The organism is Streptomyces jumonjinensis (genome assembly GCF_009600885.1).
GTDB classification, from domain to species: domain Bacteria; phylum Actinomycetota; class Actinomycetes; order Streptomycetales; family Streptomycetaceae; genus Streptomyces; species Streptomyces jumonjinensis.
In genome coordinates this window covers 3,543-15,801 of sequence record NZ_VCLA01000198.1, presented here as the reverse complement: position 1 = coordinate 15,801, position 12,259 = coordinate 3,543, and the positions used below count along the sequence as shown (strand labels likewise).

Below are 12,259 nucleotides of genomic sequence, written 5' to 3'. Positions count from 1 at the left end.
CCGGTCGTAATCGTCATCGACCTCGTCGGCCGGGTCCACCAGACGACGCTGCGAGTGAACCGTCGGCCGCCTCCGTGAGCCGAACCAACGAACCTGAACACCCATCAACCCATCCTGACCAGCGGATCAGCGCCTCCCGAGCAACGGGGGAACCTCAAAGGGGCCTTCACCCTTGATCGTGGACACCGGTTGTTATGCGGCGGTGGCCGCCGTAGTTGATCGCTGGTCGTAGGCGATCGGGCTGATCCGGCCGAGGCGGGAGTGCCGTCGTCGGGTGTTGTAGCGGGTCGCCCATCGGAAGACCGTGAGCCGGGCCTCACGGGCCCCGCTCCACCGTTTCCTGCCCTGGAGCGTCTCGCGTGTCATGGTCGCGTTGAATGACTCGGCGGCGGCGTTGTCCGCGCTCGTGCCCGCAGCTGCCGGTTCTCCTTCTCCATCGCGCCGGCCTCGCCCACGCCGGGCCGGGTCGCCTGCTCGGTGTCCCGCACCCACGTGCGGAGTGTCTCGTGGTTGACCCCCAGGCCCTTGGCCACCGACGCGTACGTCCCACCCGGGCCGGCGTGGTGCAGCGCGACGGCATCGGCCCGGAACTCAGGCGAGTACTTCGACGTCCCCGACGGGAACTCCTGCTCTTCGGATCTTCACGATCCAATGATCAGGGTGTCCACGATCAAGGGGTAACGCCCGGGGCCGGTCGGCTCGGTGGTGGACATCCGGTTCCAGCGCCGAGGGCTGCGATTGCACTTGGACCACGCGGGGGAGCCGTCTTCTGCGGGCAGGCCTGTCGGCAGGCCTCGTACCGGGCCCGGCACGGCGGGATCAGCCGAACAGGTGGGAACCGAGCGGGTGCTGTTGATCGAAGCCGGGGAGGATCAGGAAGGTGGCACTGGCGGTCGTGGTGGTGAAGGGCAGCAGCGCGTCGGAGGTGTCCATGCGTGCGAGCGTGGCTGTGAAGGTCCGCAGGTCGTTCTGGAAGCTGATGAAGAGCAGGCCGGGGGCGGGCTCGTCGGTGCTGTAGGAACGGCGGAGCATGAGGCCGACGCCGACCACGTTGGGGTTCGCCCGGCGCACGTGGGCGTCCACAGGGACAAGATAGCGCCCGTCGGGCGTCTTGGCGCCGAGTTGCGGGCCCGAGGCGACGGTGCCGCCGGAGAGGGGTACGCCGCTGGCCCGGCGTCGCCCGAAGACCGCCTCCTGCTCGGAGACGGGCAGGGCGGCGAATCGTGTCAGGTCGAGTTCCATGCGCCGCAGTACAGCCAGGGTTCCACCGGCGACCGCAGGGGGCCCGGCCAGCCACAGATCACGTTCTTGCTCGGCGGTCGTGTGCGGGCCCACGATGCCGTCGATGAAACCGAGGAGGTTGCGCGGTGCGGTGAGGCCCTTGGCGACGGACACGTTCGTACCGCGGCGTCCGGACTGCCGCCAGCGTTCGCGGATGCGGTCGCCCGCCCGGTCCAGGAGCGCGGCGGCGACGACCGGTACGAGCAGCGCGTCGCTGGCGCAGATCTGTATCAGCAGATCACCGCCGCGTGCCTGCGAGGCGATCCGCTCGCGGGAGAACCGCGGGAGGTCGGCCGCGCCGGGCAGTGAAGCATCGGCCGTCCGCACCAGCCGCGGACCCACGCCGACGGTCACGGTCAGGTCGCCCGGGGGCAGGCCCAGCAGCCGTGAGTCGGACCCGGCGGTGAGGGTGCGGATGGCCTCGCCGAGTTCGGCCAGCAGGGGGCCGGGCGCCACAGCGGTGCCGAGGTCGGCCACCACGGCCAGCAGGTTGCGCTGGGCCGACCGGGGAAGCGTGACGCCCGCCTGATGCCGGCCCGTCGCCGGAACCGGCGTGGGTGTGGCCGCCGTGGAAGGGGCGGGCCGGTCCGGCTGGGCGGAGTCCGGTGAGCACCCGGCGATGAGACCGGCGGCCACCGTGGCACCGGTGACATCGAGGAACGCGCGGCGTGACGGGTGGCGATCGGCGCGGTGCATGACGTGTAGGGTGCCACACCCGCCTCGCGTCTGCCGCTCAACTTCCGTAGTCCGGCGGGTAATTCGCTGCTGTGCCAGACTGGGATCATGTCTCGATTAGCTCTTCGCGTGATGGCAGGGGTACTGGGCGCACTGACGCTGGTGGCCGGCTGCAGCGGTGGCGACGACGGGTCGGGCGAGGGCCGACGGCCGGAGGGTGCGCAGGTGACGATCCGTGTGCCCGGCGACGCCCCGACGATCTCGGATGGGGTGTCCCTGGCCCAGCCCGGTGACCTGGTGCTGGTGGCTCCGGGTGTGTACCACGAGTCGGTGAAGATCGACACGGCTCGCATCACGCTGCGGGGCGAGTCCCGGGACAAGGTGGTCATCGACGGGCAGTTGCAGCGGCCGAACGGAGTGGTCGTCACGGCGCCCGGAGTGGCCGTGGAGAACCTGACCGTGCAGAAGAACACGCAGAACGGGGTGCTGGTCACCGGTTCGGCGGCGGCGGTCGCCGGGCTGCCGGGGAGCGGCGGCTATGACACCGGCGATGAACCCGTCAGCTTCCTGAAGTCGTTCCTGGTCTCGTATGTGACCGCGACCCGTAACGGCCTGTACGGAATCTACGCGTTCTCCGCGCAGAACGGTGTCATCGAACACTCCTACACATCGGGCGGGGCGGACTCGGGGATCTATGTCGGCCAGTGCAAACCGTGTCGGATCGTGGTGCGGGACAACATCTCCGAACTCAACGCGGTCGGTTACGAGAACACCAACGCCAGCGGCGACATGTATGTGGTCGGCAACCGTCTGGTCGGCAACCGCGTCGGACTGACCACCAACTCCGACCACCAGGAGAAACTGCTCCCGCAGCGCGACACCGTCGTCGCCGGCAACCTGATCGCGGACAACCAGCAGAAGCAGACCCCCGAGCAGGCCGACGGCGGCTGGGGCATCGGTATCGGTATCGACGGCGGCAGCGACAACCGGTTCATCCGCAACCGGATCACCCGCAACACCAATGCCGGGCTCATGATCACCGCGACCGCCGACCTGACGGCGGACCGCAACCGGATCGCGGACAACACCTTCACCGCCAACGGCGTCGACATCGGCTGGACGTTTCCCACCGCCACCCGCGGACAGGGCAACTGTGTGCGAGGGAACGTACTTCGGAAGACCGTGCCCGCAGGGCTCGCGGACACCGCTTCCTGCCCGGTTCCCGCCACGTCACCCACGCCTTCCGGCAGTTGGGAGAGTCCGACGGCACCTGCGGGCATTCCGTTCACCGACGTGGCCGCGTCCGGCCCGCAGCCGGAGTTCCCGCATGCCACCACCGGCGCCACCGTCGTGCCGGACGTTCCGGCACTCCCGGACATCGCGGACATCACGCTGCCGTCGCCGTCGCTGCTCGCCGCCGGTGCGCGGGTGCAGACCTCGTGAGCGGCGGCTACGGCGCCGGTGTGACTCCGGGTACCGGCTGGACGGGGACGTACTTCCGGGTGTCGAAGTCGAAGACCACCGGCTGAGGCGCGGAGGCGATACTGGCCTGAACCCGATGCATGGTGCCGTCCGAGCCGATCCAGTAGCGCACGGTCGGTGACGTACTGGCTTTGGTGCCGGCGTCCGGCCCGTTCATGATGTCTGTCTGATGGCCGTGCACCTGGTCCTGCCCGACCCATGCGGCGCCGTTCTGCGGCAGCAGTGCGGCGTTGTCCGGCCGGTCGCTGCCGAGGCTGAGCGCGATGGCCAGCGAGGTGTCCAGGGACATGCCGGATCTCTGCAGCGGACGGCTGTACCAACCGGACGCGGGCGGCGACGCCGGTGCGGCCGCCGGGGGGTCTGTCATGGGGTGGACGAGCACGGTGGTGGCCGTCCACTGGATCAGCCCGTCGCTGGACGTGTCGCGCCCGGTCCCGTGCACCACCCCGTAACCGGTGTGGGTGCGGTAATCGATGGATCCGGTGATGACCAGCCCGCCGGTGGCGTTCGGGACGGTGATCGTCACCGCCCTGCCCCCCGCCTGGTAGTTGAGGAACCGTGTGATCGCCAGCCGGCTCACCTCGTCCGAGGTCAACGCCCGCGGGGCGGTGGGGCCTCCGCTGTCGCCGAGGAGGATGAAGGTGGTGGCCGCGGCAGCCGTGATGCCGATGACGGCGGCTGCCGCCCAGCGTAACCTCGGCCACCGGCGGCGCCGGCCTGCCTCGCGCCCCAGGAGACCCTGCTTGCTGTCGATGCTCCGCGTTCTGATGCTCCGCACGCGGCGCGACTGTAACAGATCTCGGCAGAGGCACCCTCAAACTCTGTGGTTGCCAGACATGACGCTCCATCAGCTTGTAGGCTCACCCCGGAATGTACGGAGTCGGCGTTAGCGTAGGACGACGTAACGTAAAGGAATGCCATGCCATTACGCGGACTGGTGCGGATGGGGCTGTCCGGCCTGTTACTGGTGGGGGGCGGCACAGGCGCGATCCTGACCGGCGCCGGGCAGGCCGGCGCTTCGACCTCTGACGGCACCCTGACCGTCGAGGTGCTGCGGGACTTCTTCGGCACCGGCGTGATCAACTCGACCATGGACGTGCCGCAGCGGGGAATGAAGGTCGATGTCACCGACCCCGCCGGCGATCTCGTCACCGGTGTCACGGATGCCACCGGAAAGGTCATCATGTCGCCGTCGGGCGAGCTGGCCGGCGGCCGGTACCGGGTCGATGTCACCGTCCCGGCACCCTACAGCGACTATCTGCGGGCGGCGCCCGCCTCGACCGCGCCGAACCACTTCGACAGCTTCACCACGTTCGTGGACATCTCGGACGGCAAGGACGCCTCGGTGACCACCGGGGTCTGGAACCCGGCCGACTACGCACTGCCCGATTCCCGCTACTTCGTGCCGATCCAGAGCGGTGCCGGCGGGACGGACACCCGGGCACTGGTGGCGTTCGGGACAAACGCCCGCGGCAACTGTCCCGACCAGCAGGCATGCCCGACGGCGCTCAACACCCAGGACCAGGTGGGCACGACCTACGGGCTGGCCTACGACAGGTACCGCGAGCAGCTGTTCCAGTCGGCGTTCGCCCGGCGGTACACCGAGTACGGGCCGTACGGCGGTGACGCGATCTACACCGTGCCGGCCGACGGGGGCGCCACGAAGCTGTTCGCGAAGGTGCCGGGCGCCACGAAGACACCGCACGACACCGACAACCTGATCAAAGACGCCGGGTTCACCGACGTACCGGGCAAGGAGAGCGTCGGCGGCCTGGCCCTGTCGGAGGACGGCTCGACCCTGTACGCGGTGAATCTGCTCACCCGCAGCCTGGTCAGTTTCGACGCGACCGGGCCCACGGCCCCGGCGCCCGAGGAGACCGTGCCGATCCCCGACCCGGGCTGTGCGTCGGCCGGGGACTGGCGACCGTTCAGCGTGGCCACCCACAACAACACCCTGTATGTCGGAGGGGTGTGCAGCGCGGAGAGCACACAGCGACGCGCGGACCTGAAGGCCGTCGTCGCCACCTATGACGGCAAGCGGTTCACCACCGTGCTGTCCCAGCCGCTGACCGCCGAGCGCGGGAGCGTGCTCACCAGCAACTCCGGCCGCGATCAGGTCAACCACTGGAACCCGTGGAACACCGACCTGGCGGACTGGGACACCTTCAGCGTGAGCGGCGCGATGATCAATCCGCAGCCGGAGCTGGCCAGTATGGCCTTCGCCCGCGACGGCTCGATGATCCTCGGCTTCCGTGACCGGTTCATGGACGTCGTGAGCTGGGGCGGGCTGGACCCGAGGCCGGGCAACAACACCCCGCAGAACGGCATGTCCGGCGGCGACGTCAATATGGCCTGTGCCACGCCCACCGGCGGGTACGAGTGGGAAGGCACCGGAAACTGCGCCGACCACGCCACGGACCCGACCCTTGACGGGGTCCAGCCCAGCGGCGTCGTCGAGTACTTCCCGGGCGACTTCTTCCCGAACGGCGGCTCCGCGACCCGGCCCGGGCCGCACCAGGAGTCCTCACTGGGGTCGGTCGCCTACATCCCGCAGCAGCAGTGGGTCGTCACCACGCAGATGGACCCGACCGGCAATGTCATCACCAACGGAACCGGCTACTACGACATCGCCACCGGCCTCGGCCCCGGCAACGACCCGGCCGCCAACGCCTACCAGTTCATCGGTCCGAACCAGAACGGGTTCGGCAAGGCCGGTGGCCTCGGCGACATCGCGTACGCCGCGGCGAACGCACCGATCCAGATCGGCAACGTGGTGTGGTACGACGGCGACCACAACGGCATCCAGGACCCCGGGCAGGTGCTGCTGCCGGATGCGACGATCAACCTGCTGGACGCCGATGGCGAGAAGGTCGCCACGACCACGACCGATGCCGCCGGCGAGTACTACTTCGGCGGTGTCGGCGCGGAGTACGAGCTGACACCGGGTGCCAAGTACACCGTGCAGTTCGATGTGTGCACCGCGGACACCAGCAAGGTGCCGGGCCGGCCGGCCGCCACCGACCTGCGGTTCACCCTGCCGCGAGTCGATGACGACCGGGTACACGACTCCAATGTGACCCCGCCGACCACCGGCCAACGGTGCAATGGGTACGCCCCGGTCACCGCACCGGCCACGCCAGGAGGAGTTGATCACACGATCGACGCCGGCGTGTACATCCCGCAGGAGGCATCGCCGACACCCACGCCGACCGCATCCCCGTCTCCGACTCCGACGCCGTCCCCGACGCCGACACCGGTGACGCCGACGAGCTCGGCGCCCAACACCCCGGCACCGGCCGGCCGGACATCGGGTTCACTCGCAAGCACCGGTACGTCCGACCTGGGAGGGGTTCTCGCCCTCGTCGCCCTGCTGCTCGGTGCGGGTGCGGCAGTCGTCCTCGTCAGCCGTAAGCGGCGCGCCAGGCACCGCTGACACCCGAAACCCCCGACGGGCCGGTGCGATGCACCGGCCCGTCGGCATGACCGGCACCGGCAGCAGCGGAACGACCCGCCGAGCACAACATTCACTGGCAGGGGGCGGGATGAGTCAGCTTGAGTTCAGCTGGGAACTCAGTGGTAGTGGTTGGGCAACCTGCCGCATCGCGGACGGTGCATCGGAGCGGAAAGACTTCGTGAGCTACTGCACGGACGCTCTTGCAGACGTGCTTCACGGTGTCGCAGGGCTCTATGGTCGCACCTCCGTCCAGCGCTTCTCCTTCGATCTTGAGCCAGCCGAAGTGAGGTGGGTTCTGCGCCGCACAAACTCAGACGTTCAAGTTGCGATCTACCGGTTTCCCGACATGTCCACGAGCTTCGACGCGCCGGACCAGGCAGGCACGCTCTCGTGGACCTCCACTCAGCCCCTTAGCCTCCTAGGGCACGTCGTCTTGGAGGCTGCTCAATCGGTGGTCCGGCTCCATGGGGAGGACGGCTACAGGGCGAAGTGGGTTCAGCACCCGTTTCCCGTTGCTGCGCTTGCAAGACCTCCGCCGTCTGCACTTGCAGCACGACAGATGCGAACGCCAGCACGGCGTGCTGTCCGCGTAGACCACGATGGTCTGGCCCTCTACCTTGTGGAGCGCGTCGCTTCAGGTCGCTTATCCGAGCGGCGATCTGAGGGAGAGGCGAGAGGCGACGAGGAGTGGGCATCGGACGTAAGCGTGCTCTTCTCTGAACTAAGGGCTGGTCGAGCGGTCGCGGGGGTCATTCCCCGCGGCCGCTACTTGGCGGCTTCGCTGGTGCGGGCGGTGAGCTGGGCGAGGCTGGGTAGGCCCAGGAAGACGGGGGACTGCTTCTTTTCCTGCTGGGCTTCGATCTGGGCGATCTTGTCTTCGGCGGCGGCGATGCTGGTGGACAGTCCTTCGACTTCGCCGCCGCCCGCACCGCAACCCCCGTGCGGGACGGAGCCCCGGCCGCGACCGCGTCGGCCGCCGCCGCGCATACTGGCGACCCTCACCACGACGACCAGGCGGCGAATGCCCCGCACGCCGTCGACCATCCCGGCCGGGACACTGCCCTAACCCCCGCCCAGCGGGCCGCCGCCGTCCACACCCACCTTCAGGCCGCGATGCCGCAGGAGTACGCGGAGGGTCGGACGACCGACCCGGCGACGTGGATGACCACCCCGGAACGCCTCGCTGCCCTCGCTAAACTCACCGCCGACGCCGAGACTCGCAGTCGCACTCTCGCCGACGCGGACGCCCGCCGCCGTGCCCTCGCCGACGGGGAACTCACGGGCCCGGCCGCCGAACCGCCGGCGGACCCGCACCGCCAGGAGCACGAGCAACAGCACCAGCAGCCCGGCCACGGCCAGGGGTGTCCAGCCGTGACGGCCGGGACCGCCGCGGCGCCCGGTACTGCTGCTGCTCGGCGAGGGACCGCCTGGCGGGACAGGGACCGAAGTCACCGCGCCGGCTCCCGGGCCGCGTCAGGCCGCCCGCCCCCGCGGCCATCCGGGAGGAGCGAGGGTGCGGGGGACCGATCCCCTTGGAACACGGAGGACCGATGACTGCCCCGATCCCGCTGTACCTGTCGCCGGAGGACCTGGAACATCTCCAGCGGCTCGCGGACGCGCCCCGGCTGCGGGCAGCGCGGTACACGGCGCCGAAGCCCCCGCCGGTCCGGCGGTGCCGCCGTTTCTCCCGGCAGTACCCCGGCGGGTGTCGGCGTACGGACTTTTCTGGCTCTGGCAAGATTTTCGTAGCCGGAGATCATCTCGGTGACAGGGTCGGCCGGTCCGCATGGTGGGCAGCCTGTGACTGTGCTCTGTTGAACTGGTGAGTCTGTTACCGCAGTTGTCTGATGTTCTGGTGCTCTCGGTCGATGTCTCCGATGCGGTGGTGGCGGTCCGCGCCCGTACGAGATCCGGTGAACCGGCGGAATGTACGGGATGCGGACAGCTCAGTGCGTGGTGCCACAGCCGCTATGTACGGAGCCTTGCCGACGTCACGATCGCAGGCCGGCCTCTGCGCATCGACTTGTCCGTACGCCGTCTGTACTGCGAGAACGCGTCCTGCCCGAAGGTGACCTTCGCTGAACAGACACCGGGGTTGACCGTGCGCTATCAGCGGCGGACGCCGCCGTTGCAGCGCCTGGTGGAGGACGTCGGCGTGGTGCTGGCCGGGCGGGGCGGCTCCCGGATGCTGCGGATCTTGAACGTCAGGCTCTCGCGGTGCACCGTCCTGTCCCAGCTGATGCGGGTGCCGTTCCCGCCGCTGGTCACGCCCCGGGTGCTGGGGGTGGACGACTTCGCGCTCTACGGCGACACCTACGGAACCCTCCTGGTCGACGCCACCACCCGGCTCCCGCTCACCCTCTGGGAAGGACGCGACGCGGAACAGCTCAGCCACTGGCTCCGGGACCACCCGGGCGTCGAGGTCGCCTGCCGCGACGGCTCCCTCGCCTACCGACAGGGCATCACCGCCGGCGCCCCGGATGCCGTGCAGGTCAGCGACCGCTTTCAGTGCGCCATGAGGCGCCTTGTCGTATCCCCGGCCCAGTCGGGATGAATTCGGAAGGAGATTCTTGGGTCTGATGGCTTACCCGATCCGGAAACGGTGACGGGACCAGAGCATGCCAGGAAACCGACGGCCACTCTCAGGCAGTAGAGGTGACGCGTCGAGGGACCCGCGTGACACGGTGAAAGCTGAATTGCCTGAACCCCAATTCCCAGGAGATTGAAGGTCGAATCCGTCGGAAATCTGCCCGTAACCGACGCCGCATCCTGCGACGACTTTGTGGAATGGTCGATGCAACTTCCGGAGTGCGGAGCGATGCCCAGCGAGGGCATTCAAGGGAATGAGTGGGGCACCTACATCACGCTAGGACGTACGACAAGGACGAACATGGGATCGCCTACGGGAAGAGATCTTCCTATGGCGACGGAGGCCCCGTAGTAGTCGCCGGAGTCACGACCGGCCAAGGGGGACGGGAAAGCCGTCCGCATCGGGCGAAGGGGGCCAGGTGATCGGACACTCAAGACTTGGAGGTATGCGAAATGCAGAGTGCCGAAACGGTGCTGGGTGTCCTCCGTGAACGCGGCAGGCGTGGCCTACCGTGCAATGAACTGTATCGACAGCTCTTCAACCCGCAGTTGTATCTCACGGCTTACGGACGTCTGTACTCCAACAAGGGAGCGATGACGCCCGGAGCCACTGGGGAGACCGTGGACGGCATGTCCCTGGGCAAGATCGAGCACGTCATCGACGCGCTGCGCCACGAGCGCTACCGGTGGAGCCCAGCTCGCAGGGTCTACATCCCGAAAGGGCGGGGCAGCACGAAACTGCGTCCGCTCGGCCTGCCTCCATGGAGTGACAAGCTCGTCGGCGAGGTGATCCGTCTGCTACTTGAGGCGTATTACGAGCCCACGTTCTCTCGCTCCTCTCACGGTTTCCGTCCCCGCCGAGGCTGCCACACCGCGCTGCGCGATGTGGCCAATACCTGGACGGGAACGGTCTGGCTTGTCGAGGGTGACATTGCGCAGTGCTTCGACCGGCTTGACCACTCAGTCATGCTGCGAATCCTGGGCGAGAGAATCCACGACAACCGGTTCCTTCGGCTCGTGCACAACATACTCAAGGCCGGATACCTGGAGGACTGGATCTGGAACGCCACGCACAGCGGGAGTCCGCAAGGCGGGGTCGTTTCACCGATCCTGTCGAATATCTATCTGCACAAGTTGGACGAGTATGTCGAGAACGTTCTGATTCCGGAATACACCCGTGGGAGAGTCAGGCAGCCGAACCAAGCCTTCTTCAAGGTCTGGAACGCGATGCGTCGCGCACGCAAGCGCGGCGACCGCACCGAGATGCGGGAACTTCGCAAGCAACTCCGCAGCATGCCCAGCATGGATACTCAGGATCCCGGCTACCGGCGGCTTCGGTATGTGCGTTACGCCGATGACACTCTGCTCGGGTTCGCCGGACCAAAGGCAGAAGCCGAGGAAATCAAACAGCGTCTGGCGCAATTCCTGCGTGACGAACTCAAGTTGGAACTGTCGCCAGAAAAGACGCTCATCACGCACGCCCGTACCCAGGCGGCGAGGTTTCTCGGCTACGACATCACCGTGCACCACAACGACCGCAAGGTCACCGGCGGACGACGCTCCGTCAATGGGGTCATTAGATTACGCGTCCCCCGTTCGGTGGTATCTGCCAAGCAAGCCCAGTACATGAAGCGTGGCAAACCCGCGCGTCGGCCCGAACTGCTGAACCAGGACGACCACGTCATCCTCAGCACCTACGGGTCGGAGTACCGCGGCATCGTCCAGTACTACCTGCTGGCCGGCGACGTCTTTCGACTCGCCCGGCTGCAATGGGTCATGGAGACCTCGATGCTGATGACGCTCGCCAACAAGCACCGCTCGACGGTGTCGACGATGGCCCGCAAGTACGCGGCCACCATCGAGACAACGCACGGGCCCCGCAAGTGCTTCGAGGCCCGCGTCGAACGCACCGGCAGGAAGCCACTGGTCGGACGGTTCGGAGGGATCCCGCTGCGACGGGACAAGAAGACGGTCATCACCGACCGTCGGCTGGCCCCGGTCAACACCAAACGCAAGGAGCTGGTCACCCGGCTCCTCGCCGGACGGCGCGAGTCCTGCGGGCGGATCGACGAGGTGGAAGTCCACCACGTCGCAAAGCTCGCCGACCTCGGACGACCGGGAATCCGGCCACCGTGGGCAGATCTCATGGCCGCACGACACCGCAAAACCCTTGTGGTCTGCGGAAGCTGTCACGCGGACATCCACGGAAGACGTCCCGTCCCAGCACTCACGGAATAGTCACTGGAGAGCGACGTGCGGTCAAAGCCGCATGCGTCGTTCGGGCTGGGGGCCGTTGGAAAAGGACCTGCTCAGCAGGCACCTCGCCGACGGCCCACCAGTACCCTCTGGCAGGGCCTCTCCCGCCGGGTCCAGGACATCGCCTCCGCCCACCGCGGATGCCTGCCCGCAGCACTGCCCCCGATCGGCGAGACCGATCCCGCACCGGCCGGGGAACCCGCCGGGAACACTGTCGCGGACACGCGAGCCGGGCGCCACGCCCGAAGGCTTTTCGAGACCGTGCAGGCCCTGACACACTCCGGTCGGAGCCACAGTTCCGTGGCCCGGGAGCTCGGCCTGGACCGCCGCACAGTCCGTAAGTACGCCCGGGCCCACACCTGGCAGGAGGTAGTGCGCCGCCGCCCGCCCCGCAAGCCTTCCACCCTGGACCCCTACCTCGGCTACCTGCAACAACGCTGGGACGAGGGACAGCACAGCGCGAAGATCCTGCACGAGGAACTGCAGACCAAGGGCTACCTCGGCCACTACCAGCGCGTGAAA

At 68.1% G+C, this 12,259-nt stretch carries 9 protein-coding genes and 2 pseudogenes; 5 read left to right on the top strand and 6 right to left on the bottom strand.

Annotation, left to right across the window (positions count from 1 at the left end; all coding sequences use genetic code 11):
- Positions 1–192 precede the first annotated feature (192 nt).
- The 3 genes and pseudogenes from FF041_RS34600 to FF041_RS34590 form a co-directional block, all read right to left on the bottom strand.
- Positions 193–417 (bottom strand): annotated as a pseudogene (locus FF041_RS34600) (integrase core domain-containing protein); the annotation flags it as partial.
- Positions 363–569, bottom strand: a complete 207-nt coding sequence (locus FF041_RS40675) for a transposase (RefSeq protein WP_153526415.1) — start codon at positions 567–569, stop codon at positions 363–365. The pseudogene FF041_RS34600 and the gene FF041_RS40675, both read right to left, overlap by 55 nt.
- Before the next feature lie 250 nt (positions 570–819).
- Positions 820–1,977, bottom strand: a complete 1,158-nt coding sequence (locus tag FF041_RS34590; protein ID WP_153526402.1) for a Dyp-type peroxidase — start codon at positions 1,975–1,977, stop codon at positions 820–822.
- 87 nt (positions 1,978–2,064) lie between these two features.
- Here FF041_RS34590 and FF041_RS34585 point away from each other — a divergent pair, with 87 nt between their 5' ends.
- Positions 2,065–3,399 carry a right-handed parallel beta-helix repeat-containing protein gene (locus FF041_RS34585; protein WP_153526401.1) on the top strand — a complete coding sequence of 445 codons (1,335 nt, stop codon included), beginning with the start codon at positions 2,065–2,067 and terminating at the stop codon, positions 3,397–3,399.
- 7 nt (positions 3,400–3,406) lie between these two features.
- Here the strand turns inward: FF041_RS34585 and FF041_RS34580 are convergent, their stop codons facing one another.
- The gene (locus FF041_RS34580; RefSeq protein ID WP_323393581.1) at positions 3,407–4,102 is read right to left on the bottom strand and encodes a hypothetical protein; all 696 of its coding nucleotides are present in this window, start codon (positions 4,100–4,102) and stop codon (positions 3,407–3,409) included.
- A 255-nt stretch (positions 4,103–4,357) separates the two neighbouring features.
- Between FF041_RS34580 and FF041_RS34575 the strand changes: the two genes are divergently transcribed.
- Positions 4,358–6,871: an SdrD B-like domain-containing protein gene (locus tag FF041_RS34575; protein ID WP_153526400.1), complete on the top strand. Its 2,514-nt coding sequence runs from the start codon at positions 4,358–4,360 to the stop codon at positions 6,869–6,871.
- 786 nt (positions 6,872–7,657) lie between these two features.
- On the opposite strand, the gene FF041_RS34570 is transcribed toward FF041_RS34575, so the two are convergent.
- Both FF041_RS34570 and FF041_RS34565 read right to left on the bottom strand, forming a co-directional pair.
- Positions 7,658–7,924, bottom strand: coding sequence for a hypothetical protein (locus FF041_RS34570; RefSeq protein ID WP_153526399.1), 267 nt, complete (start codon positions 7,922–7,924; stop codon positions 7,658–7,660).
- Positions 7,925–7,954: 30 nt separating this feature from the next.
- Positions 7,955–8,245, bottom strand: a complete 291-nt coding sequence (locus tag FF041_RS34565; RefSeq protein ID WP_153526398.1) for a hypothetical protein — start codon at positions 8,243–8,245, stop codon at positions 7,955–7,957.
- Between the two features lie 487 nt (positions 8,246–8,732).
- Between FF041_RS34565 and FF041_RS34560 the strand changes: the two genes are divergently transcribed.
- The 3 genes and pseudogenes from FF041_RS34560 to FF041_RS39750 form a co-directional block, all read left to right on the top strand.
- Entirely contained in the window at positions 8,733–9,446 is a 714-nt protein-coding gene (locus tag FF041_RS34560) for a transposase (RefSeq protein ID WP_228388848.1), read from the top strand.
- Positions 9,447–9,934: 488 nt separating this feature from the next.
- On the top strand, positions 9,935–11,719 hold the full coding sequence (locus FF041_RS34555; RefSeq protein ID WP_194292299.1) for a reverse transcriptase/maturase family protein: 1,785 nt from the start codon (positions 9,935–9,937) through the stop codon (positions 11,717–11,719).
- A 279-nt stretch (positions 11,720–11,998) separates the two neighbouring features.
- Positions 11,999–12,259 (top strand): annotated as a pseudogene (locus tag FF041_RS39750) (ISL3 family transposase); the annotation flags it as partial.

What these genes read in the sequence shown, in the direction of transcription:
- FF041_RS34590 (WP_153526402.1), bottom strand. Translation starts at nt 1,977, where the DNA reads ATGCACCGCGCCGATCGCCACCCGTCACGCCGCGCGTTCCTCGATGTC.
- FF041_RS34585 (WP_153526401.1), top strand. Translation starts at nt 2,065, where the DNA reads ATGTCTCGATTAGCTCTTCGCGTGATGGCAGGGGTACTGGGCGCACTG.
- FF041_RS34575 (WP_153526400.1), top strand. Translation starts at nt 4,358, where the DNA reads ATGCCATTACGCGGACTGGTGCGGATGGGGCTGTCCGGCCTGTTACTG.
- FF041_RS34555 (WP_194292299.1), top strand. Translation starts at nt 9,935, where the DNA reads ATGCAGAGTGCCGAAACGGTGCTGGGTGTCCTCCGTGAACGCGGCAGG.